General features: G+C 60.3%; 22 protein-coding genes. 13 read left to right on the top strand and 9 right to left on the bottom strand.

Annotated elements, in window-relative coordinates:
- The first annotated feature begins 193 nt into the window (after positions 1-193).
- Positions 194-691: a hypothetical protein gene (locus E5K02_RS01940; protein WP_135391621.1), complete on the top strand. Its 498-nt coding sequence runs from the start codon at positions 194-196 to the stop codon at positions 689-691.
- Between the two features lie 90 nt (positions 692-781).
- Here E5K02_RS01940 and E5K02_RS01935 read toward each other — a convergent pair whose 3' ends face one another.
- Positions 782-1,819 (bottom strand): SDR family NAD(P)-dependent oxidoreductase, encoded by a 1,038-nt coding sequence (locus E5K02_RS01935; RefSeq protein WP_135391620.1) that lies wholly within the window; start codon positions 1,817-1,819, stop codon positions 782-784.
- A 176-nt stretch (positions 1,820-1,995) separates the two neighbouring features.
- Here E5K02_RS01935 and E5K02_RS01930 point away from each other — a divergent pair, with 176 nt between their 5' ends.
- Positions 1,996-2,499 carry a hypothetical protein gene (locus E5K02_RS01930; RefSeq protein WP_135391619.1) on the top strand — a complete coding sequence of 168 codons (504 nt, stop codon included), beginning with the start codon at positions 1,996-1,998 and terminating at the stop codon, positions 2,497-2,499.
- Positions 2,500-2,693: 194 nt separating this feature from the next.
- Positions 2,694-3,323, top strand: coding sequence for an HAD family hydrolase (locus tag E5K02_RS01925; protein ID WP_135391618.1), 630 nt, complete (start codon positions 2,694-2,696; stop codon positions 3,321-3,323).
- An 82-nt stretch (positions 3,324-3,405) separates the two neighbouring features.
- On the opposite strand, the gene E5K02_RS01920 is transcribed toward E5K02_RS01925, so the two are convergent.
- Positions 3,406-4,188, bottom strand: a complete 783-nt coding sequence (locus tag E5K02_RS01920) for a sulfite exporter TauE/SafE family protein (RefSeq protein WP_135391617.1) — start codon at positions 4,186-4,188, stop codon at positions 3,406-3,408.
- Positions 4,189-4,327: 139 nt separating this feature from the next.
- On the opposite strand from E5K02_RS01920, the gene E5K02_RS01915 reads away from it, so the two are divergent.
- The 5 genes from E5K02_RS01915 to E5K02_RS01895 all read left to right on the top strand — a co-directional run bounded on the left by E5K02_RS01915 (position 4,328) and on the right by E5K02_RS01895 (position 9,443).
- Positions 4,328-5,923: an MDR family MFS transporter gene (locus E5K02_RS01915; protein WP_240737112.1), complete on the top strand. Its 1,596-nt coding sequence runs from the start codon at positions 4,328-4,330 to the stop codon at positions 5,921-5,923.
- Positions 5,924-6,038: 115 nt separating this feature from the next.
- The gene (locus E5K02_RS01910; RefSeq protein ID WP_135391616.1) at positions 6,039-7,079 is read left to right on the top strand and encodes an LLM class flavin-dependent oxidoreductase; all 1,041 of its coding nucleotides are present in this window, start codon (positions 6,039-6,041) and stop codon (positions 7,077-7,079) included.
- Positions 7,080-7,187: 108 nt separating this feature from the next.
- Positions 7,188-7,640 carry an ankyrin repeat domain-containing protein gene (locus E5K02_RS01905; RefSeq protein ID WP_135391615.1) on the top strand — a complete coding sequence of 151 codons (453 nt, stop codon included), beginning with the start codon at positions 7,188-7,190 and terminating at the stop codon, positions 7,638-7,640.
- Positions 7,641-7,792: 152 nt separating this feature from the next.
- Positions 7,793-8,863, top strand: coding sequence for a bile acid:sodium symporter family protein (locus E5K02_RS01900; protein WP_135391614.1), 1,071 nt, complete (start codon positions 7,793-7,795; stop codon positions 8,861-8,863).
- A gap of 343 nt (positions 8,864-9,206) precedes the next feature.
- Positions 9,207-9,443, top strand: a complete 237-nt coding sequence (locus E5K02_RS01895; RefSeq protein WP_135391613.1) for a hypothetical protein — start codon at positions 9,207-9,209, stop codon at positions 9,441-9,443.
- A 134-nt stretch (positions 9,444-9,577) separates the two neighbouring features.
- On the opposite strand, the gene E5K02_RS01890 is transcribed toward E5K02_RS01895, so the two are convergent.
- Positions 9,578-10,282 carry a dienelactone hydrolase family protein gene (locus E5K02_RS01890; RefSeq protein WP_135391612.1) on the bottom strand — a complete coding sequence of 235 codons (705 nt, stop codon included), beginning with the start codon at positions 10,280-10,282 and terminating at the stop codon, positions 9,578-9,580.
- Between the two features lie 127 nt (positions 10,283-10,409).
- Here E5K02_RS01890 and E5K02_RS01885 point away from each other — a divergent pair, with 127 nt between their 5' ends.
- Positions 10,410-10,877, top strand: a complete 468-nt coding sequence (locus E5K02_RS01885; protein ID WP_135391611.1) for a hypothetical protein — start codon at positions 10,410-10,412, stop codon at positions 10,875-10,877.
- Positions 10,878-10,897: 20 nt separating this feature from the next.
- On the opposite strand, the gene E5K02_RS01880 is transcribed toward E5K02_RS01885, so the two are convergent.
- On the bottom strand, positions 10,898-13,522 hold the full coding sequence (locus tag E5K02_RS01880; protein ID WP_135391610.1) for an MGH1-like glycoside hydrolase domain-containing protein: 2,625 nt from the start codon (positions 13,520-13,522) through the stop codon (positions 10,898-10,900).
- 421 nt (positions 13,523-13,943) lie between these two features.
- On the opposite strand from E5K02_RS01880, the gene E5K02_RS01875 reads away from it, so the two are divergent.
- The 3 genes from E5K02_RS01875 to E5K02_RS01865 all read left to right on the top strand — a co-directional run bounded on the left by E5K02_RS01875 (position 13,944) and on the right by E5K02_RS01865 (position 18,471).
- Positions 13,944-15,089 carry an acyltransferase family protein gene (locus tag E5K02_RS01875; RefSeq protein ID WP_135391609.1) on the top strand — a complete coding sequence of 382 codons (1,146 nt, stop codon included), beginning with the start codon at positions 13,944-13,946 and terminating at the stop codon, positions 15,087-15,089.
- Between the two features lie 323 nt (positions 15,090-15,412).
- On the top strand, positions 15,413-18,016 hold the full coding sequence (locus tag E5K02_RS01870) for a PAS domain-containing sensor histidine kinase (RefSeq protein WP_135391608.1): 2,604 nt from the start codon (positions 15,413-15,415) through the stop codon (positions 18,014-18,016).
- A 38-nt stretch (positions 18,017-18,054) separates the two neighbouring features.
- Positions 18,055-18,471: a response regulator gene (locus tag E5K02_RS01865; protein WP_135391607.1), complete on the top strand. Its 417-nt coding sequence runs from the start codon at positions 18,055-18,057 to the stop codon at positions 18,469-18,471.
- Positions 18,472-18,570: 99 nt separating this feature from the next.
- Here E5K02_RS01865 and E5K02_RS01860 read toward each other — a convergent pair whose 3' ends face one another.
- The 3 genes from E5K02_RS01860 to E5K02_RS01850 all read right to left on the bottom strand — a co-directional run bounded on the left by E5K02_RS01860 (position 18,571) and on the right by E5K02_RS01850 (position 22,787).
- Complete coding sequence (locus tag E5K02_RS01860; protein WP_167856249.1) at positions 18,571-19,323, bottom strand: S1/P1 nuclease; 753 nt, start codon at positions 19,321-19,323, stop codon at positions 18,571-18,573.
- 341 nt (positions 19,324-19,664) lie between these two features.
- Positions 19,665-22,307 carry a TonB-dependent receptor gene (locus E5K02_RS01855; protein ID WP_240737110.1) on the bottom strand — a complete coding sequence of 881 codons (2,643 nt, stop codon included), beginning with the start codon at positions 22,305-22,307 and terminating at the stop codon, positions 19,665-19,667.
- 120 nt (positions 22,308-22,427) lie between these two features.
- The gene (locus tag E5K02_RS01850) at positions 22,428-22,787 is read right to left on the bottom strand and encodes a winged helix-turn-helix domain-containing protein (RefSeq protein WP_135391605.1); all 360 of its coding nucleotides are present in this window, start codon (positions 22,785-22,787) and stop codon (positions 22,428-22,430) included.
- Positions 22,788-22,881: 94 nt separating this feature from the next.
- On the opposite strand from E5K02_RS01850, the gene E5K02_RS01845 reads away from it, so the two are divergent.
- Complete coding sequence (locus tag E5K02_RS01845; protein ID WP_135391604.1) at positions 22,882-23,385, top strand: hypothetical protein; 504 nt, start codon at positions 22,882-22,884, stop codon at positions 23,383-23,385.
- Positions 23,386-23,523: 138 nt separating this feature from the next.
- On the opposite strand, the gene ygiD is transcribed toward E5K02_RS01845, so the two are convergent.
- Entirely contained in the window at positions 23,524-24,357 is an 834-nt protein-coding gene (gene ygiD, locus E5K02_RS01840) for a 4,5-DOPA-extradiol-dioxygenase (protein WP_135391603.1), read from the bottom strand.
- 209 nt (positions 24,358-24,566) lie between these two features.
- Entirely contained in the window at positions 24,567-25,148 is a 582-nt protein-coding gene (locus tag E5K02_RS01835) for a Crp/Fnr family transcriptional regulator (protein WP_135391602.1), read from the bottom strand.
- Positions 25,149-25,229: the final 81 nt, after the last annotated feature.

The following is a 25,229-nucleotide window of genomic DNA, read 5'->3' as shown; positions in this document are numbered from 1 at the left end:
GCTTACATAATGTTTGAATAATTGTCTTTTTCCGCGAAAGTACGAACTATGTTTTTTACCTTTGAGTTAGAACCACGACTTCGAGGCATGTGCGGCGGAGAGATTGTGAAGTTGGAAGAAGAAAACCCTTGCCTATGCCTGACGGCTACTACGCGTTTTTGCGTGTTGTTTCACTCACCAAATTGTCGTTTTCATGAAGAAACTGCCCATTTTCCTGAGCCTGGCGGCTGCTACTCTTTCGTTGGCAGCCTGTAACAAAGAGTTGGATGAAGTAAAGGAGCCTGTTCAGGAAACAGCAGCTGTGAAATCCCAATCAGCCACGGATTTGCTCTCGGCTGGCAACTGGCACCTCACGGACCTCACTTCGCGCACCGTTACGGCGGGCTCCACCGAAGTTCCTACCGTTAGCCTGCTGGCTCGTCTCAAGCCCTGGATGCGGGATAACACCACCGAATACAAAACAGGAGGTGCGTACACCGTCAATGAAGGAGCGCTGAAAATTTCCCCGACTACTCCCCAACTCGCAAGCGGTGCCTGGCAGCTTAACGCCAAGGGCGATTCGCTGACCGTGCGCCAGGACAATACCGTGCGCCGCTACTCCATTGCCGAGCTGACAGCCACCACCCTGCGTCTTAACTACTCGGAAGGCACCAACCCGGTGACTACCTACACGTCGGTGTTTGGCCACTAAGCCGGAGTTTACCACCGTTCGGATCAGTACTAAAAGAGCCTCAGTTACGGCCGGAACTGAGGCTCTTTTCTGTGCGCTTGGCTGGCCGGCTTACCCGTTGCTGGTCAGCTCGTTGTTTTCCCGCTCGGCTTTGCGCGTCAGCGTCGTCAGCCACGACTGGGACACTTCCGATTCGCTTTCGTAGCCGTGCCGCCGCTCATTGCCCAGGGCTCCGATAGGGTCGGGCAGGGTGCGGTTTACCCAGCTGAGGACGTTGCTGGTGGTGCCGGGCAGCAGCCCGTGCAGGCCCGAAAGCAGCTTGGCGGGTAAGCCCAGAATCACCTCCGCGTCGCCGCGGCGGCAGGCGTTCCAGATTTGGCGGGCCGCTTTTTCGGCGTCCAGCGTGAGGGCGGGCAGGGAGTCGGCTACGATGAAGGCGGCGTACTCTTTCTGGTGCTGCCCCTTGACCAGCGCATGCCGGGCGCTGCCGGTGCGCATCAGGCCCGGGCACACCGTCGTCACAAGGATATCATGCTGCAGGAGCTCCGAGCGAAAAGCCTCGGACAGGCCGACTAGGGCAAATTTGCTGGCGCAGTAGGGCGCCAGGTGCGGCACGGCCACTTTGCCGCCCACCGAAGCAATATTGACGATTCGCCCCTCGCCCCGGAGGCGCATGCCCGGCAGCACTGCCTGCATAGCGTGCAGCGGCGCCCAGAAGTGGGTATCCATCGAATCCTGGTAGTCGCGCAGGTCGGTGTGGTCGAGCGGGCCGGCCGTGATGATGCCGGCATTGTTGACCAGCACGTCGATGGTTCCAAGCTTTTGCTGCACTTCGTCGACCAGGGAATGGACTTCGGCCGCATCGGTCAGGTCGCGGGACAGGGCCAGCACTTCGGCCCCGCCGGCGGAGAGTTCCTGCCGGGCCCGCTCCAGCTCGTCGGCGTCGCGGGCACAAATGGCGACTCGGGCGCCTTCGGCCACGGCCTGCCGGGCCAGAACCAGGCCCAGGCCCCGGGAGCCCCCGGTAATCAGCACAACCCGGCCCTCCAGGTTGTAAGAACCGCGCCGGTTGGTCCACAAAGAGGCGGCGGCCACCAGGGCGCCTACGCCGACTGCCGTCAGCCAGTTGTTTCGGGTTTTTCGCTTCATACTCTCTTGTAAGCAAAGCACGGTGGAAAGGTTGCGCCGGCGGGCCAACAACCCGGACAAGAAAACATTCGGCGGCAACGTTATAGCCGCCACCGTGTCATTTTTGGCACCATCTTTACGTTGGCAAGGTTCTTATTCCACTTACCGAATTACCTTCTGCTCCCGATTCTGCCCTCATGATGAAGAACCCTTTGCTGGCCTCTCTCCTCCTTTTCCCGGCCACCATGTATGCCCAAACGGCCCCGGTCAAAACCAAGACCAAGACCGAAGTAGCCGGCACGACGGTCAAGACCAAGGCTAAGACCACGGCCCCGGCCGCTGCTCCCAGGCCCACCCCGACGCCTTCGGCCGAGAAAGTAGAAGCCAAGGCCAATGCCCTGACCGACAATATGCGCCAGGCCCTGAACCTGACGCCGGCCCAAACCGAGAAAGTGCGCCAGATCAACCTGACCAGTGTGCGCAATGTGGAAACGGCCCGCCTGCAGTACCGCTCCGATGTGCGCAAGCTCAACGCCGTGGTCGACGACATCGGCCAGTCGCGCCTGGCGATGCTGAAAGATGCCCTGGCCCCCGACCAGTTTGCCAAATACCAGCGCAAGCGCGAAGAAAAAATGGGCGTCCCGAATACGACCGGCAGCCAGGGCAATGCCGCGCCCGGCCTGCCGAGCCGCGACGAGTAAGCAACTAAAAATCAAGTAGCCGCGGGGTAGCCTGGCCAGGTTACCCCGTTTTCATGCAGGCTAATCCGCAGTTCTCCCACAACCCCGGTGAAGTTCAGCTTGCCCCGGTTCTGGATCAACAAAACGAGCCGGGCAAGGTTGTGAGGCCGATGTCTTGCTTGGGCAGAGCGTCGTTTTCACCTACTATCATTTGCATGCCACTTCACCTCGACAGCCTGATTTTTGACCTCGACGGCACCTTATGGGACGCCACGGCCACTGTCCTGGAGGGTTTTCACCAGGCCAAAAAGCGGGTCGACTTCGTTCACAACGACCTTACTCCCGAAACCCTACAGGCCGTGACGGGCCAGCCCTACCCAGTGGTGTACGAGCGGCTGTTCCCGCACCTGACGGCTGAGCAGCGCGAAAAGTTTCACGGTATCTGCTCCGAAGAAGAGCTGAACAGCGCCCGGCAGCAGGGCGGCCGGCTGTATCCGCAGCTGCTGGAAACGCTGGCGTATCTGGCAAGTAAATACCGCCTCTTTATTGTCAGCAACTGCCAGACGGGCTACATCGAAGCTTTTTTGCAGCATTCCGGAGCGGGCCAGTACATTGAAGGACACCAGTGCTTTGGCACCAAAAACCTACCTAAGGCCGACAATGTCCGCGAAATTATTGAGCAGTTTGGCTTGCAACACCCCGCTTACGTGGGCGACACCGACGGCGACTACCAGGCCAGCCGGGCCAACGGCATTCCGTTCCTTTTTGCCGCCTACGGCTTTGGGCAAGTGCCAGAATACGAAGCCCGCCTAGAGCAGCTCAGCGACTTGCGGAAGCTGCTGTAGAGAACTACTGTTAGTCAACAGAAAAGGGCCAACTGCTTATCCCTAGATAAATAGTTGGCCCTTTCATTTTTCTGCCCCGCCGCTACACGGGCTTAAAGGTTTCCCAACCCAGCTTGAGAATAATGCCGCAAACTACCACCAGAAACAGCACCCGCACGAAGCCCACGCCCTGCTTCAGGGCCAGGCGGGCGCCCAGCGTGGAGCCCAGCATGTTGCAGGCAGCCATGGGCAGGGCAATATACCAGAGAATCTGGCCGGTGTAGGCAAAGTAGGCCAGGCTGGTGAGGTTGGTAGCCACGTTTACCAGCTTCGACGAAGCCGAGGCACTCAGGAAGTCGTAGCCGAACAAGCCCACGAAGGCGAAGAGCAGAAAGCTGCCGGTGCCGGGCCCGAAAAAACCGTCGTAGAACCCGATAATCAGGCCAATCAGGGCGCCGTAGAGGGGCTCTTTGCGCTCGGGCAGGCGGGGCGCGTGAATGGCGCCGAAATCTTTGCGCCAGAAAGTGTAAATGGCAATAACCACCAGCAGCCCCAGCACCAGGGGCCGCAGCAGCTCGGAAGGCAGCAGGCTCACGAGCCGGGCCCCGACAAAGGAAAACACCCCGGCCGTGACGGCGGCCACGCCCACGGCCCGCCAGCGGATGGGCACCTGCCCCATGTAGCGGCGTAGCGCCGCCGCCGTGCCCGCTACCGACGATACTTTGCCCGTGCCCAGCACCGTGGGCACCGGCACGCCGGGCAGCAGCAGCAGCATGGCCGGCAGCTGAATCAGGCCGCCCCCGCCCACGATGGAATCAATAAAGCCGGCCAGAAACGCAAAAGCACAGAGCAGCGCCAGCGTGGCGTCGAGAAAATCCAGGTTCATAAGAAGGGGCAAAGATAGACGGCCCACGGGCATTGAGCGGCCCTAAAGCCCGGCTTTTCTTTTCGGGGAGTCAGGCAGTTGCCCAGGTGCCGCAGCCGAAACCCGTACCCCACGGGCAAATCTGCCGTACATTCGGCCCATGACCGAAAATCTTACCCAGCGCAGCAAGATGCTGACGTTTGCTGGGGTATTGCTAGCCCTTTTCCTAAGCTCCCTCGACCAAACCATTGTGGCCACGGCTTTACCGCGCATTGTGGCCGACCTGCACGGCTTCGACCGGTTTGCCTGGGTAGCTACGGCGTATCTGGCGGCCAGCACGGCCCTGGTACCGGTATATGGCAAGCTGGCCGACATGTACTCGCGCCGCAACATTGAGGTCACCGCCATCCTGATTTTCCTGACGGGCTCAGCCCTGTGCGGCTTGGCCGGTGAGTTTGGCTCCCTGCCTTTACTAGGCGACGGGATGAGCCAGCTGATCATCTTTCGGGCCCTGCAAGGCTTGGGCGGGGCCGGGTTGCTAGCCATGGCCTTCATCATCATTGCCGACTTGTTTCCTCCGGCCGAGCGAGGCAAGTACCAGGGTTTTGTAGGCGCTACGTTTGGGTTGTCGTCGGTGCTGGGCCCCTCGCTGGGCGGCCTGCTCACCGACCACGGCTCGGGCCTGCTACCGGGGGTGGCCGGGTGGCGGCTGGTGTTCTACGTCAATCTGCCGCTGGGCGCCCTGGCGCTCTGGTTTATCCTGGGCCGCATGCCCCGTCTGAAGCCCCGGGGCGAGAAAAAAGCCTTTGACTACCTCTCGGCTTTGCTGCTGATAGCCGCAATTATTCCGCTGGTGCTGGGCCTGCAGCTCAACAAAGTCGCGTACGGCTGGGCTTCGCCCCTAACGCTGGGCCTGTTTGCCACGGCTGCTGTCGTGCTGGTGCTCTTTGTGCTTCGCTCCCTGCATTCGGATAACCCGATTCTGGATCTGACCCTGTTCCAAAACCCAGTGTTTCGCACGGCCAACATTGCCACGTTTCTGCTGGGTGGAGCCTTTCTGAGCATCGTCATCTTCGAGCCCCTGTTTATGGTGAACGTGCTGGGCGTGTCGGCCACCCGGGCGGGCATCAGCCTGATTCCCTTGTCGTTGGGTGTGGTTGGAGGCTCGATGCTGGCCGGGCAGATGGTAGCGCGCTTCGGGCACTACAAGCGCTGGATGCTGGCCGGCGGCGTACTGCTGCTGACGGGCCAGGTGCTGCTGGCCACCATGCCCCCAACGGTTTCTTATGAGCAAGTGCTGCTCTACGTGCTGCTGTGCGGCCTGGGCTTGGGGCCCTGCATGCCGCTCTACACGCTAGCCATTCAGAATGCCATTGACCCGCGCTTTACCGGCCAGGCCACTTCGGCCAGTCAGTTTTTCCGCCAGATTGGGGGCGTCATAGCGGCGGCCCTGCTGGGTACCGTCCTGACGATGAGCTTGGCCCAGAACCTGCCCGCCGCTACCCAGCCTACTGCCACGGAAAGTCGCCCGGCTGTGGTGGAAGAAGGAGCCGCCGGGCTGCGGGCGGAGGTGCTTACCCGGCCCACCCCCGAAGTGCGGGCCGCTTTCACGCACGCCATTTCCCGGGTGTATTTCTGCACCTTGTGCCTGGTGCTCTGCGGCTGGGTTGCCACGCTCTTTATCCCCGATTTGCCCCTGCGTACTTCCAACACCGTGTGCCCGACTCCGGTGCGGGTGGCCGAACCCGTGAAGTAAAAGGGCTCACCCGCGGTTAGCCGCCGAAACCACTCGGCGCTAATCGGGTTTTACAGCCAGAAGTGTTCTTGGGGCCGCCTGCGCAGCAGGTTGACGCTCTTAATCGATTCTGCTTATGAACCACTCCTCACTCCGTCTGAGTATTCTGGATCAGTCGCCGGTGCGCCAAGGCGGAACGGCCCGGCAAGCCATTTTGGAAAGCGTGGAGCTGGCCCAGCTAGCCGACCGCCTGGGGTATAGCCGCTACTGGGTTTCGGAGCACCACAACACGCCCACGCTGGCCGGCTCGACGCCCGAGGTGCTCATTGCGCACCTGGCCGGCGTCACGCAGCGCATTCGCGTGGGCTCGGGCGGGGTGATGCTGCCCCACTACAGCGCGCTGAAAGTGGCCGAAAACTTTCGCATGCTCGAAACTCTGTTTCCGGGCCGCATCGACCTGGGCATCGGCCGCGCCCCCGGCTCCGACCGGCTTACGGCCTCCGTACTCAACCCGGCCAATACCTTTACCGAGTCGGATTTCATTGAGCAACTCATGGATTTGAGCCGCTACCTGACCGATACGGTGGAGCCCGATACGGTGCAGGAAAAGGTCAGAGCCACGCCCCTGGCCGCCACCGTGCCCGAACTCTGGATTCTAAGCTCCAGTGGCCAAAGCGGCTTGTTTGCGGCCTATTTGGGGATGGCCTTTTCATTTGCCCATTTTATTAACCCCGTGGGCGGCCCCCAGATGGTGCGTATGTACCAGGACCGGTTCAAGCCCTCGGCGCACTTGCAGGCCCCGCTGGCGAATGTGGCTATTTTTGTACTCTGCGCTGAAACCGAAGAAAAATCCCACCAGCTGCACGAGTCGATGGCCCTGCAAATGGTCCGCCTGGAGCGGGGTGAGCGGGTGCCGATGCCACCCTACGAGGAAATTAAAGATTACCAATATACGCCGGCCGAGCGGGAACGACTTGCTTATAACTGGCAGCGCATCATTAGCGGTACGCCCCAACGGGTAAAGCAGCAGCTAACCGAGCTGGCGCAGCAATACGGAGTCGAAGAAGTTGTGGCCGTGACCATTACCTACGACTTTGCCGACCGTCGTCGTTCCTATGAACTTTTGGCGGATGTTTTTGCACTTACACCAGCTTCCATTTCCACAGCCGCCGGGTAAGTACTTTTTTACATAGCCAGGCAAAATTATATGAAGCTTCGGATGGTTACATCCGGAGCTTTTTGTATTTTTGCCGTCTTCCCTATCTGCTGATTCTTCCTTAACTCTATGAAGAAGAGTTTTTTCCTGCTTTCCCTGCTGGTAAGCCTGGCCTCAGCCGCTTCGGCTCAGACTGCCAGCAAAGAGCTGTATACCGCCGTTGTAAAAAATAAGCCCGCTGATGCCGAAGCCCTGCTCAAAGGAGGCGCCGACCCCAATGCGGCCATCGAAGTAGTACCGGGCTTCCCTACCACCTTCCTGATTACGGCCGCCAACAACGGCAATCTGGACCTGGTTAAGGCCTTGGTGCAGCACAAAGCCCAGGTCAACAAAGCGGATGCCTTCAAAGGAACGGCGCTCATGGCGGCCGCCTCCAAAGGTCACAAGGCCGTGGTGGAATTTCTGCTGGCCAACGGTGCCGATGCCAAAGCCAAGGATGATGATGGCAAAGACGCCCTGGCCCACGCCAAGGAAAGCGCCAACAAAGAGGTAATTGCCCTGATTGAGCAAAAGATGATGTAAGCACCGTCCTGGCCGGGCCTGCCGGCTGGCACGCACCTTACGCTTCTGCTTCGCCCCCGCAGGCCCCGTTTTTGAGGCGGCTTGCGGGGGCGAAGTCGTGTTCCGGCTTTTCTTTGCCTGACCGTTGCTTTCCAAGCTTCGTACAAGCGCCTATGCCACATCCTGCCCCTACTGCCGCTCCCGTTGCTACCCCTCCTGCCCCCGGTTTGCTAACCCGCCTCGGCATCGACTGGTTCTTGGGGGCCTTGCTAGTGGCGGTTGGGCTGGCGTATGTGGCTCCCGGCATCGGCAGCAAAACCAGCCCCGTGCCGTGGTCGGCCCTGACGACAGGCGGCGTAGCGGTAATTTTCTTTTTCTATGGCCTGCGCCTGAGCACCGAGAAGCTACGGGCCGGCATGCGCAACTGGCATCTGCACCTGGTTACCCAGAGCGCTACCTTTGTGTTGTTTCCCTTGCTGGCCCTGGCCGTGCGGCCTCTTTTCGAGGGGGCCAAGGCCGAAGCCTTGTGGGCCAGTATCTTCTTCCTGACGACGCTGCCTTCTACGGTTTCGACTTCGGTGGTCATGGTTTCTATTGCCCAAGGCAACCTGCCGGCGGCCATCTTCAACGCCAGCATTTCCAGCCTGCTGGGCATTCTCGTGACGCCCGTATGGGTAAACATGGTCTTGCACACCGGGGCCGCGCAAGTAGGGCTGGGCGGCATGGTGGCGAGTCTGGGCGGCCAGGTAGTGGTGCCCGTGGCCCTGGGCATGCTGCTCAACGCCCGTTTCGGGGCGTGGGCCGAGGCGCACCGCCAGCAGTTGCGCGTGTTCGACCAGCTTATTATTCTGGTATTGGTCTACACCTCCTTCTGCGAGTCATTTGCCGAAAACCTGTTTCAGGACTACCGCGCGCTGGATATTCTGGGCCTGGCGGCGGGCATGATAACCCTGTTTCTGCTGATTTTCGGGCTGATTACTGTTATCAGCCGCCTGCTGCACTTCTCCGACGAAGACCGGATTACGGCCGTTTTTTGCGGCTCTAAAAAGTCGCTGGTGCATGGCACCGTGCTGGCGAAGGTCCTGTTTGCCAATACCATTGCCCTGGGCACCCTGCTGCTGCCCCTGATGCTCTACCACGCCCTGCAGATTATGCTGGCCAGCGTGATGGCCCAGGCCGCGGGCCGGCGCATGAAAGCCCAACACCAAGCCGCCCCCAGCTCAGTGGCAACCATCAATAAATAGCCTGCTAGCCTATGTCGGTGCGCGAAGCAGTGCTCTGGAGGCTGACGCCGGCCTGACTACACCCGCACTGGCCTACACCTACCAACTTATCCTACTCGCGTGAGCATAGTCCCGGGCTTACGAGTGCCAAGTATTCTGCAGGCTGCACTGCTTTTGCACCGGCTGGCTGCCGGGCTCCCCTGGCTAGGTTACGGGTAAATTATTTTTACGAATGCCGCCAGCAAAAACCGCGTTTCTGACGTATAGAAGCCAAGTTAACCCACAAATCAGAATATTTTTTCACCAGATATGAACTATCGAATGAAGAATATGATTGTGGCCCTGAATACATAAAACATTTACTATGCTTACGGTGCAGTTGGCAAATGCTGGTTTCTACGAAATTTCCTGGCCTACTCAAGTGGAGGAAGGTACCACATTTATCCGGCCCGGGGCCCGGGAATCTGTTCGGGTTTTTGTACCCCGCCATTCGGCCGAAGTTGAGGTCTACGCCGGGGCGCTGAAAGACGGCCGTCTGGTATACCAAGGCCCCGCCGATATGGCCGCGCAACTGACGCTGCTAGCGAACCGCGACAACTAACGCACGCTGTTTACCCTACTCCGCACGCTTGGTTTGCTTCAGCTTTGCCCACAAGTTTAGCCCAGAGCTTTACATGCCAAAAGGCGCCTGACGTATCTATCAGGCGCCTTTCTCAGGCTCGGCTGGCTCTAGCTTTAGCGTAGCTTTTCGTTAAAGAATGCCAAGGTAAGCGCCCAGGCTTCCTGGGCCGCTTCCGCGTGGTAGCTGGGCCGCTCGTCGCAGAGAAAGCCATGGTCGGCGTAGGAAATAACGGTGTTGAGGTAGGGCTTACCGGCCGCATCCAGCGCGGCCATCACCGCATCGACCTGCTCCTTAGGAATGTGCTTGTCTTGCCCGCCCCAGAAAAACAGATGGGGCGCGTGCAGCTCAGCAGCCCGGCCCGCCAGGTGATGCGTGCCACCGCCGTAGTACGAAACCCCGGCTGCTAGGGGCAGCACGGCATTCGTCAGGAACGACACGCGGCCTCCGAGACAAAAGCCAATGCTGCCGATTTTCTCCGTCACGTTGGGCTGGTTGCGCAGCCAAGTGTAGGCGGCCTGCACATCAGCCGTCAGCCCCTCGGGCGTAATGGCCTGGTAGTGGGGCGCCGCGCTGGCAAAGTCGGAATACGGAATTTCCAGACCGGCCGGGGCCGTCCGGTGAAACAGCTCGGGCGCAATTACTACATAGCCCGCCTGGGCCAGCCGGTCGGCCACGGCGCGGATGTGCCCATTCACCCCAAAGGCTTCCTGCAGCAGAATCATACCGGGATGGGGCCCTTCCAGGGTGGGGAAAGCAGTGTAGGCGCTGAAGTGCGAGTTGTCGGCGGCCGTCAGGGTTACGGCATTCGGGTAGCTCATAAGGGTTGTGTGGTTGGTGAAGTGCGGTTGGAAAAGCGAGGTATCGGGAATTTTGTTTTTAGCTGGCTACCGGTGGCATGCTTGGGTTTTGGTAGCAGGGAGGCAAGCTATGCGGTAGCTTTGGCGTATGCAACGACTCTCCCGTACTGCCTCTACCTTAGTAGCCCTATTGCTCATGGGGTTTGCCGCGCCCCAGGGCCCCACGGCCCCGCAGACAGCCGAAGCGGGCAGCACCATCAAGCTCCTGGCCCTGAATCAGCCACCCTGCGCTACCCTGTCCCGCGAATCGGTCGTGACGGCGAAGCTACGGTATCAGCTGGCCCCGCAGGAACAATCGGCGGAGGGCTTCGTGGTGTCCATCAAGTTTCAGAGTACTAACCCGAAGATGACGTTCTCCAGCACCCAGTTGGGCAGGGTGAAGCTGACGCAGCGCGCCGACACACTGACGCTGCGCTACCCCATGGCCGCCGTCTGGAACAACCCCCAACTGCGGCGCCCCCTGACCTGCTACTTTTACCTGCACCGCAATTTGGGCAATGGGCGCAGCACGGTCATTGCCCAAACGCCCCCGATTGTTTTTACCGAGTGCCAGTAACCGGCTGCCCGCCTTTGTGCTTACCCCTGCATCTGCAGCAGGCGCACAATTAGGCCCGTCCAGCCGGTTTGGTGGTTGGCGCCCATGCCGCGGCCGTTGTCGCCGTGGAAGTACTCGTGGAAGAGCAGGTAGTCTTTAAAGTGGGGGTCGGTCTGCAGCTTCTCGTTGTCGCCGAAGGCGGGGCGGCGGCCCAGCTCGTTGCGCAGCAGTAGCCGGGTCAGGCGGCCGGCCAGGGCCGCGGCTACGTCCTGCAGGTTGAGCAGCGTGCCCGAGCCCGTCGGATACTCAACGGTAAAGTTCTCGCCGTAGTAGAAATGAAAGCGCTGCAACGACTCGATAATCAGATAGTTAATCGGGTACCAGATGGGCCCGCGCCAGTTGGAGTTGCCCCCGAACATGCCCGACTCGGCCTCGCCCGGCACGTAGCCCACCTCAAAATCGGCCTCCTCGGTGCTGAACACGTAGGGGTGCTCGAGGTGGTAGCGCGACATGGCCCGGATGCCGAACTCGGAGAGGAACTCCGTCTCATCGAGCATGCGGCTGAGCAGGCGTTTGAGACGGGAGCGGCGCAGCAGGCCCAGCAGGTGGCGGGCCCCCTTGCCGGGTTCCTCCCAGCGGCTGACGAGCTGCGCCAGGTGGGGCCGGTTGTCGAGCAGCCAGCGTGCCCGCTCCGTAAATTCGGGCATGGCATTGAGCAAATCGTCCTCAATAATCTCTACCGCAAACAGCGGTATCAGGCCCACAATAGAACGCACCTTGAGCTTGGTGCGCTCCTCGTCGGGGGTGTGGAGCACGTCGTAGTAGAAGCCGTCTTCCTCGTCCCAGAGGTTGAAGAGGCCGTCGCCGCCCCGGGTCATGGCATCGGCGATGTAGAGGAAGTGTTCGAAGAACTTACCGGCCATTTCCTGGTACACGGGGTTGGTTTTGGCCAGCTCCAGGGCCATGCGCATCATGTTCAGGGCAAACATGGCCATCCAGCTCGTGCCGTCGCTCTGCTCGATGAAGCCGCCCGTGGGCAGCGGGGCCGAGCGGTCGAACACGCCGATGTTGTCGAGCCCCAGAAAGCCGCCCTCGAAGATGTTCCGCTCGCTCTTGTCCTTGCGGTTTACCCACCAGGTGAAGTTCAAGGAAAGCTTGTGGAAGATGGTTTCCAGGAAGGCTGTGTCGCCGCGGCCCTCCCGCAGTTTTTTGTCCATCTGGTACACGCGCCAGGTGGCCCAGGCGTGCACCGGCGGGTTCACGTCGGAGAAATTCCACTCGTAAGCCGGCAGCTGGCCGTTGGGGTGCATGTACCGGTCGCGGGTGAGCAGGCGCAGCTGGTCTTTGGCAAACTCGGCATCGACCATGGCCAGGGGCACGCAGTGGAAGGCCAGGTCCCAGGCCGCGTACCAGGGGTACTCCCACTTGTCGGGCATGGAGATGATGTCGGCGTTGTGCAGGTGGCGCCAGTGCCGGTTGCGGCCCTTGCCGCGCTCCACCGGCGGGGTTAGTACGGCCGGGTCGCCTTCCAGCCACTGGGCCACGTCATAATAGTAAAACTGCTTGCTCCAGAGCATGCCCGCAAAAGCCTGGCGCTGCACGTTGCGGGCGTCGGCATCGGGCAGGCTTTCCTGCAGGCAGTCGTAAAACTCGTCGGCTTCCTGGCGGCGGACAGCAAACAGGGCGGCAAAGTCGGCGAAGGGGGCTTCGTGCTGGCTTTGGCTCAGGCGCAGGCGCACGGTTTCCGACTGCCCGGGCTGCAACTCAAACGCGTACTGGGCGCCCACCTTGGTGCCCCGCTGCTCGTCGTTGATGGCCGAGGCAATGCCATCGACGACAAAGTCGTTGATGCCGTCTTTGAAGTGCATGCCGTCGGCGGTCAGGTCGTAGAGGCGGCGGCCGTTGGTGTCGTTTTCACAGAACAGCAGTGGGGGCGTATTTTCGCAGTAGAGGTAGTAGCGTCCCAGCTTGGGGTGCTCGGCCGCCACCGTGCCCAGGGCGGTTTCGCGCAGCACGGGCCGGGTGCTGTCGTAGCCCCAGCTCCAGGTGTTACGAAACCAGAGCTGGGGCAGCACCTGCAGCGGGGCCTTTTTGGGGCCGCGGTTGTGCACGGTTACCTGCACCAGCAGGTCGTCGGGCCCCGCTTTGGCATACTCGATGAACACGTCGAAGTAGCGGTTCTTGTCGAAGATGCCGGTATCGAGCAGCTCGTACTCGGGCTGCTGGCGGGTGCGGCGGGCGTTTTCCTTGATCAGCTTGCGGTACGGGAAGGCCTGCTGCGGATACTTATACAGCATCTTCATGTAGGAGTGCGTGGGCGTGCTGTCGAGGTAGTAGTACAGTTCCTTCACGTCCTCGCCGTGGTTGCCCTGCCCGTTGGTCAGGCCAAAGAGGCGCTCCTTGAGAATTTCGTCCTGCTGGTTCCAGAGGGCCACCCCAAAGCACAGCAGCTGCTGGTCGTCGCTGATGCCGCCCAGGCCTTCTTCGCCCCAGCGGTAGGCCTTGCTGCGGGCCATGTCGTGGGTGATGTAGTTCCAGGCGTTGCCCTCGGTACTGTAGTCTTCGCGCACCGTGCCCCACTGCCGCTCGGTGAGGTAGGGGCCAAATTTCTTCCAGGAAGCGGTGCGCGCGTTATGTTCGGTTAAGCGTAGCTGTTCTTGCGTCATACAATGTGGGGTGCTCCTGCGTCTGCTTACCTGCCCTTGCGGGCAAAGACAGAGCGGGCCTGCCGGCTTTTAGGCGGGTGCCCTAGCCAGGGAACCCGCCTCAGCCGTGCTGGGCCGGCCGAATGAAGTTCTGCCCTACTGCTTTTTCAGGCCTGGGGTTGCTACAGTAGAGGTTGGAGCAAAACTGCCAGGCAGCTTTTTCTTTGGCAACGGGGAAGCTATTGCAGCCGGTTCCTGGGGCCTTTTCCGGACTGCAGCCAACCGCTACCTGCCTTGTCGCAGCTGTACGATCATCGAATAGCATCTACGTATATACTTCTGTTTTTCACACAGTTACCTCCCCAACCCGCATTACACAAATAAAGAAAAAGCAATATACTCTACTGGTCAGCGTTTGCCTACGAAGCAAATTTCCTTGTGCATGGTTGTATCTGATGCGAAGCGGCAGGTAATACGCTCCCCCCTAGTTTCCCGGTATTTTCCGGCCCTGACGGGTCTGCGGGCCGTGGCCGCCTACCTGGTTTTCTTTACCCATTTCAATCCTTTTGCAACAGGCTCCCTGCCCTGGAAAATAGCCCACGAGGGAAATACGGGCGTAACCATCTTTTTCGTGCTCAGCGGCTTTCTGATCTGCACGCGCTACCTCGACAGCGTGCAAATATCACGGCCCTGGCTGATGAGGTATTTCCGCAACCGGTTTGCCCGGATTTATCCGCTGTACTTTCTGATAACTGCCACTACGTTTTTGCTGATCGGGCTGGGCTATAGCCAGGATATCAACGACCAGTGGCATCAGTACAAGGGATACGACCGGGAAATCGTCCTCTTCCTCAATTTCACGCTTCTGCGGGCCTTTTTCCGCGACATTATCTTCACGGGGGTACCGCCGGGCTGGACGCTGACGGTTGAGGAAACCTTCTACCTGCTGGCTCCTGTGCTTTTACTGCTCCTGGCCAGGACGCCGGCGCCGCGCCTGCGCTACCTGCTACTAGTAGCGGCAAGTCTGCTGTTGCTGGCCATCGGGGGGCTGTTTGTCTGGCAGGCCCCGCACTGGATGGGCTTTTTTGGTTCCTACCCCTATATGCTCACGTACACGTTTTTTGGGCGGTGCGTGGAATTTCTCAGTGGCATGGGGCTGGCCTTATTTATCCGGCGGCAGCCCGCACCGGCTCGGGCCCGCCATACTACCTGGGCCGGCTTGCTGCTGATGGTCGTCTGCATCGGGGCTATGGCCTACTCGAACCCGGTCAAGGAAGGCCTTGATTCCTTCAGCTTTATCAGTATCGGCATCAACAACTTTGTGCTTCCGGCGGGCGTCGTGCTGCTGCTCTACGGTCTGCTTTCAGAACCGACGTGGCTGCGGCGCCTGCTCGAAACCCGGGTGCTTGGTTTGCTGGGTAAGAGTTCCTACGCCTTTTACCTGGTTCACTTCAGCGTTATTACTCCTTTTATCACCACGTATATTTCGTCGCAGATAGCGGTGTGCTTTATTCTGCTGGTCCTGCTTTCCCTTCTGCTTTTCCGGTTTGTGGAAGAGCCCCTGCAGAAACTACTGCGAGCCTACTAGCTTGTAGCAGTCGCGGCAGCAGGTATTTTCCAAGTTAGGAGCAGCTTATCTTGTTCACAATGGGGCCAGTTCGAACCGGCCGCGCCAAGCCCGCCTGGGACGTGGTAATGCCCTGGCTTTTGCCCAGCACGGCTGCCCGCCGTCAGACCGGGCGCTCAGGCTGGTGAAAGGGCGGCCGAACTGGCCGGCTAGCGGCCCGCAGCAGCGGAACCAACGAAGGTCACTACTTTCGGGGCAAATCTGCGTATGAGAAAACGCCCTCATATCTCATCGTTGATTTTTTACTGCGAGCTACCGCTTATCGTAGTTACTATACGCACGAAATGTCTTCTTCCCCTGCTCTGCCGACCAAGCTTCCCGACTGGCTGCCGGCCGATGAAATGCTGCGCACCGTCTTAGACATGTCGCTCACCGGCCTGATTTACTACACCCCCATCCTGGATCCGGCCGACAAGCATACCATCGTCGATTTTGCCTTCGTGTACTTGAATCCGGCGGCCCAGCGCATGATGAGCATGCCCGAGCGCCCCACCCTGACGCATCTGCAGCAGTGGCCCCAGAGCAAGGCCCACGGTACGTTCGACTTCCACGTCGATGCGTTCGTGTCCGGGGAGCCACGCTCGTACAATATCAACTACCAGGCCGACGGCTACGATAATTACTACTGCTTGGTCGCCCGCCGCACCGGCCCGGGGCTGCTGGTCAGCTTTACCGATACAGCCGACCAGCCCCGCTCGCCCGTCGAGATTTCGCTACGCGCAAGCCAAGCCCGCGAACAGGTGGCCCGGGCCGAAGCCGAGGCCCAGCGCCAGCAGCTGGAGCGCATGATTATGCAGGCCCCGGCCTGTATTGCCCGCCTCGAAGGCCCCGAGCTGACCTTTACGCTGGTCAACCCTTTGTATCAGCAGCTGGTCGGTAATCGGGTACTCGTGGGCAAACCGTTGCGCGAAGCCTGGCCCGAATTGATTGAGCAATCCTTCCCCGAGCTGCTGCAGCAAGTGTACCGCACGGGCGAAACCTACTACGGCAATGAGCAGGTAGCCTACCTGGACCGCACCAACTCCGGCCGGCTCGACCCGGTGTATTTCAACTTTATCTACCAGGCCATCCGGGACAGCAATGAAACCATCATCGGCGTCCTGATCTTTGCTTACGACGTGAGTGAGCAGGTGCAGGCCCGCCAGCTGATCGAGGCCCAGGAGCTGAAAACGAATATCCTGAATGAGGAGCTAGCTGCTACCAACGAGGAGTTGCAGGCCTTCAATGAGGAAGCGCTGGCGAATAATGATGAGCTGAGCCGAACGCAGATTTCCCTGCATCAGCTCAATCAGCAATTGGAAAACCGCGTGGCCGAGCGCACCATGGCCCTGCAGACCGCTCAGATGGAAACGGAGCATCAGCGCCAGCGCCTGGAAACACTCTTCATGCAGGCCCCGGCCGCCATCTGCATCCTCGGCGGCCCCGACCTGGTGTACGAGCTGGTCAATCCGAGCTACCAGCAGTTGTTTCCGGGCCGTAGCTTGCTGGGCAAACCCTTGCTGGCCGCTTTGCCCGAACTGCAGGACCAGCCCGTGTGGCATACGCTGCGCCGGGTGTACCAAACCGGTATTTCCCACGAGGAAACAGCCATTCATATTCCCGTAGCGGAGTACGAAAACGGCCCGCTCAAGGATTTTTACTTTAACTATATTCAGCAGGCCCGCTACGATGAGCAAGGCCAGATAGACGGCGTGCTGGTATTTGCCTTTGAGGTGACCGAGCAAGTACTGGCCCGCCAGGCCAGCGAGGCCAGTGCCCACCGGCTGCAGCTGCTGACCGACGCCTTGCCAGTGCTCATCGGCTACCTCGACCGGGACCAGCGCTACCGCTTCGCCAACCAAGCCTACAAGAGCTGGTTTAACCGAGAGCCCCAGGAGCTGCTGGGCCAGCGGGTGGTCGATATTGTGGGCCAAGAGGCTTACCAAGGAATTGAAGGCTATATCGAGCGGGCCTTAGCCGGTGAAAACCTTGACTTTGAGGCCCGTATGCCCTACCGCAAGGATTTCGTGAAGTATATCCGGACCAGCTACGTGCCCGATGTGCAGCAGGGGCAGGTCGTGGGCTTCTACACGCTCATCAACGACATTACCGAACAGGTAATGGCCCGCCAGCAGGTTCAGAGCCTGAACGAAGAACTGGCGGCCATCAACGAGGAGCTGCAGGCCTCCAATGAAGAGTTACTGGACTCCAACCAGCAGCTCACGCGCACCAACGTGGACCTGGACAACTTCATCTACACGGCCAGCCACGACCTGAAGGCCCCCATCACCAACATCGAGGGCCTGCTGAATGCCCTGCGGGAGGAACTGCCGCCAGAGGTAGCCAGCACCGATAGTGTGGGGCCCATTCTGGCTCGTATGCTCGATTCGGTGAACCGCTTCAAGCGCACCATTGCCCATTTGACGGATGTATCCAAACTGCAGAAAGAGCATTCTCCCGCCAGCACCCCGGTGGAGCTGTCCAGCGTCATCGACGACGTACGCCTCGACCTGGCCCCCTTTCTGCACGAAACCCAGGCCGAACTACTACTCCATCTGGGTGACTGCCCGGCCATTGTGTTTCCGGAAAAAAATCTTCGCTCGGTGGTGTACAACCTGCTCAGCAATGCGCTGAAATACCGGGCCCCCGACCGCCCCCCCCGCATTGAGCTGCGCTGCCGGCGCGAAGAGCAGTACACCGTGCTCGAAGTGCACGACAACGGTCTGGGCATCGACGATATTCAGCGGCCCAAGCTGTTCAGCATGTTCCAACGCTTTCACGACCACGTCGAGGGCTCGGGCATTGGGCTGTACATGGTCAAGAAAATGGTGGAAAACATGGGCGGCTACATCGTGGTGAGCAGCCAGCCGGGCCAGGGCAGCAGCTTCTTCGTCTATTTTAGAAACTAATCATCGACGCCCCCCGGTTGGGCACCTTTCTTCCTTGTATGCACAAGCTTCCCGCCGTTTTGCTGGTCGATGACGACGACACTACGAATTACCTGAACCAGCTGCTCTTCCAACGCCTCGCCGTTACGGAGCAGCTCCTGACGGCGCTGAACGGGCAGGAAGCCCTGCGCGTGTTGCAGAACTGCTCCCCGCAGGGCCCCTCCCCCTGCCCCACCCTGATTTTGCTGGATATGAAAATGCCCGTCATGGACGGCTTCGAGTTTCTGGAGGCCTATGTGCGGCTGCCGGCCGTCCAGCGCGAGGCAGTTATCATTATGCTCACTACCTCGCTCAACCCCCTGGACATGGGCCGGATGCAGAACCTACCCATTGCCGGCTTTCTGAGCAAGCCCCTGACCAAGGAGAAGATTCGTACGGTGCTGCAGCGACACTTCGGGCAGGCGGTAGCGGACTAAGGGCGGGCTTCGGCAGACCCAGCCGAAGCCCCTACCTAAAACAACGAAGCCACCCAGACTGGGTGGCTTCGACAGAACACAGAAACAGGGAACTGGCGCTTAGCCAAATACGGCATTCAGCACGCCCGCCAACCGGATACCGGCCTGCAGCAGCCGGTCTTCTACCGTGGGCAAGTGAGCCGGCACGTACTTGTAGTCGAACGTGGCGCTTTTCTCGGTTTCGGCGTAGAGCTGCTGGCTGATGCTGTACGATTCCCAGAGCCACTTGGTGATGTCGTCTTTCTGCCACTGCTGCACCTGCAGGGGCGTGGGCTTGTCGAGCAGCACGGCCAGCTCCGAGTAGGTCATGCCTTCGTAGTCGAGCAGACCACTGTCCCAGAGGCTGTGCAGGTTGGTGTCTTTGCCCTGGTATTTCACCTGAATGGCATTGCCGCCCTTGTCTTCGGCCCGGCTTACGTGCATGGGCTGGTGCACGTCGCCCACGATGTGCACCACAAACTTGAGGGCCACCAGCTTCTGCTCCTTGGTTTTGCCCGGGTCTTTCAAGTCCTTCAGGTTCTGGGTCAGGGCAATGTAGGCATTGGGGTCTTTCAACTCTTTCACGACGCCCACATACTGGTCGAAGGGCAGGCCCAGGGGCGTGTTGATAAAGTGCCAGGGACCCGTGCCCTCAAACTCCGGGGAGTTGCGTACTTCGTCGGCCCAGCTGGCCGTGAGCGGAAACCGCTCGGAGCCCAGCAGCAGGGTAATCTGGTCTTTGGCTTTTTTGGACAGGTGATTCTCGGCAATCTTGGCCACCACCCGGTGCCCCTGCACGCCCCAGGCCATCAGGCTGAAGGGCAGAACACTCAAACAAAACAGGGCAACACACTTCTTCAGCATACGTCAGGAAAGGAAAAGCACGACCAGGTCGTTTTAAAAGATTCGGCCCAGGGACTGCGGCGCCCCCTGGCCGTTCGGGGAAACCACAAAAGTAGCACGAAAGCCAGAACTCCACCGGCTCAGGCGCCCACTCCTTTCCGCAAGCCGGGTCACCTGAGGCTCTCTGGCCCTAGGCCCACCGGTCCTTCCCGGGCCACCTACGGCGGCCGGCAAAGAGACTAGGCACGCAATAACACCGGAAGGCCGCCGCAGTTGCACGCCTCACCGTCGGCAATGCGGGTAAAGGTTACTTTGTGGGGGCGTCGCGGAGCTTACCGCAACTTGCTGACCAAGCAGCTTACCGACAGATAATACAGCCCGCCCACGCTGGGGCCGCCCAGAAAGGAGGTGTAGTAGTGGTTCAGCACGTTGGTAGCCCCCAGCTTGAAACGCAGCTCGGGCTGGGGCACTACGTAGGTCAGCTGGGCATCGAGGCTGTGGTAGGCAGGCACCTCGCCGCTGACCAAAAACGTCTGGGAAGAGTAATGCTGCTGCCAGTGGTAGCTCAGCCCGAAACCCAGGTGGTGGTACACGTTTTCGTGGCCCAGGCTCAGATTCAGCATCCAGCGCGGGGTGTTGAAACCGTCTTCCAGCCCGTCGCCCGATTCGGTGCGGGCCAGGCGGGCGTAGGTGGCATTGGCCCCGGCCAGCAGCCCAGCGGCCCGTTCGTAGCGCAGTCCCACCGAGCCACCGTAGTTATAGACCCGGGTTTGAGCGTTGGTCCAGAGGCGGTAGCGGTTCTGGGTGCTGCGGTTGGTAAGGTAAATGGCGGCCGAGTCGGGGTTTGGGGTCTTGGGCACGTAGGCTTCCACCTGGGCAATAAAGTCGCGGTAGGCGTTGTAGTAAAAATCCACGTCGAGCAGCAGCGCGCCCCCTGGCAGCAGGGCCGCCTTGTAGCCCACTTCCAACGACCGGATTTGTTCGGGACGCAGGTAGGTATAGGGGTTGCGCTGCAATAACTTCTTATTCTGCTCAATAGCCAGGCTTTGCTTCTGGGCCGGCGTCAGCGTCGTAGAGCTGTTGGCATTCACGCTGGCCGTTACGGCGGCGTTGAACGCGTCGATGCTGCTACGCAGGTAGCTGTTCTCAAACACCCCGTCGGACATAACCCGCAGCCCGCCGATGCGTTTTACCTGCCCACTATTCACGTTGGAAAACCCTTCGAATAGGCTTGGAAACCGGTAGCCGCTCTGGTAGCTTACCCGAAAGTTGTGCCGCGGGGCAGGCGAGTACACCGCCGTCAGGCGCGGGTTGAAGCGCAGGTCGAAGTAGTCGTTCTTATCGGCCCGCAGGGTGGCCGTCAGGCGTACTTTCTGGTCGAAAAAACGCGCCCCAGCCTGCACAAAGCCGCCCGTTTTACCATACACCAGGTTGTCGCGCAGCGGGTCCCTGCCTTTCTCCGGATTGATGAAATAGTTGCCATCGGGCACAATAAGGTAGGTGCGGTGGTCGGCCCCGGCCCGCAGATCCACGTTGGCCGGCAGCCACGTACGGCGGCCCCGGCGCAGGGCCTCGGCCACATCCACCTGGGTTTCGGCGTGCAGCAGGTTGGCCTGTACGCGCAGCGCCGCGCCCAGGTCCCAATTGTTAATATTCTGCAGCTCGCTTAGCTTCCGGCTGAACAAAGCCGTGCCTGGTTGGTAGCGGCCCGCATCGGCGGCCAGCCGGGCGGCGGCGTGCGCCTGGGCTACCGGCCGGCCGGCCCCGATGGTCTGGTCATAAGCCGTGCCGTAGTCGGCCAGCCAGGTATTGTCCGACTTGTAGTTGCGGTCCAGGTTCTCGGCCATGGAGCGCAGGTTGTAACTTTTGCCGGTGTTTTCGCGCGTGAGGTAGGCCCGGGCCTGCACCACGGGGCCCAGCAGCTGCAGGGCGTGCTGCTGCAGCCGGTAGTCCTGCAGCTGAAACCGGTTGGAGCGCTGATACACATTGTCAAGCACGGCCAGGCGGTAGGTGTAGGCCAACTCGGTGGCGGGGCCCGGCTTGTAGTGCAGCGCCGCATCCGCCTTAAGGGTTTGCAGGTGGTAGTCTACCACGTCCTGCTCGTCGTAGCCGGTGCGGGCCACGGAGTAGGTTTTGCCCCCGCGCCGAAACGTGAGCCGGTTCGACGACTCGTTGCCGTAGCTGTTCACCGGGTCGCGGGCGGGGTTGTCGGCCCCCAGCAGGCCCGTGGTAGCATTGCCGGTGGGGTTTAGCTCGGTTTGGTCGTCGGCAATCCAGTCGTAGCCCCGGCTGTAGGTGCCATTTACTTTAAAGGCCAGCTTAGAACTGAGCACCTGGGCGTAGCGCACACTGGTTTCGGCGTAGGCTTTCACGCCCACGTTCGAGTCATTCAAATGATTCACCCCGGTCTTCTGCTGCACGCTCAGGCCCGCCGCAGTAAAAGGGTTACGGGTGCTGAAGTTGGCCAGGCCGTTGATGGCGTTGAGGCCGTAAAGCGCGGCCGCTGCGCCGGGCACTATCTCCACGCTGGCAATATCCAGGTCACTAGGCCCCAGCGCGTTGCCGATAGGCCCGCCGATATGCGGGGCCTGATTGTCGATGCCATCCACGAGCTGCACGAAACGCACGTTGGTCGTATTGGCAAAGCCCCGGGCATTGACCACCTTAAAGCCCAGACTGGGCGTGATTACCTGCACGCCCTTCACTCCTTCCAGGGCGTCGAAAAACGATGGGGCCGGCGTCAGGCGCAGGGTCCGGGCGTTGAGCTTTTCTACCGTCACGGGCGACTGTAAAATGCTTTCCTCCACGCGCGAAGCGGCTACCACTACTTCCTGCAGCTGCACCAAACGCGGGGGCACCGTGTCGGGGGCAGCTTGCGCCGGGCGCATTTGGGCCTCGCTGCGGGCCGCTCCGGCCACCAGCAGGCTGGTTATAGCGATTCTCCACTTAGGCTGGCCGCGGGTAAACGTTTGCATAGGCACCACGATACGGGATTAGCGTTGTATTCCTGCAAACATAACGCCTAAACCGGCCGATGGTTTTCAGCCCAATCCCAGCCTACCGGTGTTTGTGCTAACTCTTGCAAGCAAACTGCCTCATTCGGCCAGCCGCTGGGTTTCCTCGGCCAGAAATGCCTGAAACCGCGCCTGCAAAGCCGCAAACTCCCGGAGCATCTGCTGCCCGGCTGCTGTCACTACGGCCCCCCCGCCCCGTTTACCACCGGTTTGGGTACTCACCAGCGGCTCCCGGGCCTGCTGATTCATGGAGCTAACCAACTCCCAAGCCCGCTTGTAGGACATTCCCATTTCCTGGGCCGCCTTGGAAATAGAGCCCAAACGCTGAATTTTCTCCAGCAGCTCCAGCCGCCCGATGCCCATAAACCGGTCGTCGGGGCCTTCAATCCAGAGGCGGCCGTTCAGGCGAAATGCTAAATCCGGGTGCAGCAGGTTTTTCATAGCTGCAATCTTAGCCAAAACGCGGGTTGCTTTAGCTTTGCTGGTTCGTTAGGGGTGCTTCCGAATGGGCCCTTGCCTTCCCTATTCTTTTCCTATGCCCCATTACCATCTTTTGCGCCGTGCGCTGGTTAGTACCCTGCTGCTCGCTGCCTGCAGCCACGACAACGTTACTTCTTCCGTTTCCTCGCCAGTTTCGGCTGACTCTACAGCGGCCGAAACGGCACCCACTGCCGCCCCTTTGCCTGGGGCCGCCCCAGCGGCAGGTGCTGCGCCGGCCGCTACCTCCCTCGCCCCCACTTCCACGCTGGCGCTACTGCAGGGAAAATGGCAAAGCACTCAGGATGAAAAGGATGTCATTGAGTTCAAGGACCACCGCTACCTCGACTATTACGACGGCCAGCGCCTGGGCAGCAAGCCCTTCGTGCTCGATAAAGCCTGCCCCGGGGAAAACGGCGCTGCCACTCCCGGCGACAACGAATCCTACCTGGTGGTGCCGGCCGACAACATGTGCTGGCACATTGCCTCCCTCGACGACACCAGCCTGGAATTGGAATACGTAGCCGGTGGCAACATACTGGTTTACAGCAAAGTCAGGTAACCGCCAGTTTCGTCCCTGTTGGCCTACCTACTCCGGCGCTTAACCCGCCGATGTGGTTCACCAACTACAAGAAAGCCCCCTTCAGACGCAGCGTCCGAGGGGGCTTTCTTGTAGTCATTGGCTACCCGGTCTTGGCTATTAACCAGCCATAAAGGTGCGCATGCTCAGGCCACCGTAGCTGACTTCCTCGAAGGCGTGGGTGATGTCCTCGTCTTGGTCGGCCAAGCCTAAACTGTAGAGCACGGGCAAGTAGTGGTCGGTAGTAGGCACCGACAGCTGGCCACTGGCGCCGGCCAGCTGTTGGTAGTTGACCAGGCTGGCAAAGTCGCGCCGGTCGATTCTGGTTTTCACCCACTCATCGAACTCGGTGGCCCAGTCGTAGGGTGTGGCGTCGCCCATCATGAGCTTGGGCATGCTCTGGCGCAGGTTGTGCACGATGTTGCCACTGCCCACAATGAGGACGCCCCGCTCCCGCAGAAACTGCAGCTGCCGGGCCAAATCAAAGTGCTGCTGCATGGACTTGGTCACGTCCAGGCTCAGCTGAAATACGGGAATAGTAGCATCCGGAAACAGGTGGTGCAGAATGGTCCAGGTGCCGTGGTCGAGGCCCCAGTCGTGGGAGCCGTGCACCTCGTGCACATGCTCGATGATGGACTGGGCAACGGCAGGCGCACCCGGGGCGGGGTACTGCATGTCAAACAGCTCCCGGGGAAAGCCCCCGAAGTCGTGGATGGTTTCGGGCTGGGCGTTCAGGCCGGCAAAGGTGCCGCGGGTCAGCCAGTGGGCCGAAACGACCAGAATGGCATGGGGCACCTGGCGCTGCCGGATTTCGCGGCCCAACTGCTTGAGGCGGCGGGTAAAGGCATTGTCTTCCAGGGCGTTCATCGGGGAGCCGTGGCCCACGAAGAGCACGGGCATCCGCTCTGATTTTGGGAAGGAAGTGGCCGTTTTATGAATGTCGCGGAGGTTCATGGCGGAGGCAAAAGGGAAGCAGAGCCCGCATTGGGAGAAAAGTGGGGCGGTGCATGCTGCTTCCGTAGGTATAACCCAAAATTACCGCCCCGGTTAGCCCCGCGCCTTGATGTAGGATAAGAAAATGGGTGAACGGGCGCAATCAAAGTGGGGGTCATGGCTTGCCTGCCCGGTGACACCCAACCTACTTGTAGCAAGTGGCCCTACTGCTACCTATGGCCCGCCAGCTCCTTGCGGATGCGGCTCAAACTTTCCGGGGTAATGCCCAGGTAAGCGGCAATCAGGCGCAGGGGCAGGCGCTGCGCCAACGACGGGTAGGTGCGAATAAAATCCAGGTAGCGTTCCTCGGCCGTGGCACTGAGCGTGGCAATCAGGCGCTTTTGCATGGCCTGCATGCTGTTCTGCTGCAACTCGTAGAAAAACGTCTGCAACGGCGGACCCAGCTGGGGAAGCTGCTGGTAGAAATCGGGGCCGAACAACAGCACCTGCGACTCTTCCAACGTATCGATGGAAAACAGGGCCGGCTCGTGGTGAATCAACCCGTACTGATCGGCTATCCACCAGTTTTCGGGGGCAAACTGCAGTACGTGCTCCTTGCCCTTCTTATCGACGACATAGCTGCGCAGGCAGCCCTGGGTAACGAAGGCTCCGTAGCGGCCCACCTCCCCCTGCTGCACCAACACCTGCTGCCGGGCCAGGTGGCGGGGCAGCAGCAACGGGGCCAGGGCATCAAACTGCGCCTCGGAGAGCGGCAGCTTGGCCTGCAGATAGTTCTTCAGGTGAACCAGCATACTAGTAAGGAGTTCAGGCGCGGTCAAGTTTACGAGGAAAGGACCGACTACCAACCTCCTTCGGGCAGATTGGGTAGGCTG

It is taken from the genome of Hymenobacter metallicola (assembly GCF_004745645.1).
GTDB classification, from domain to species: Bacteria; Bacteroidota; Bacteroidia; order Cytophagales; family Hymenobacteraceae; genus Hymenobacter; species Hymenobacter metallicola.
The sequence above is the reverse complement of the archived record's forward strand: the minus strand, read 5'-3'. Positions and strand labels throughout refer to the sequence as shown.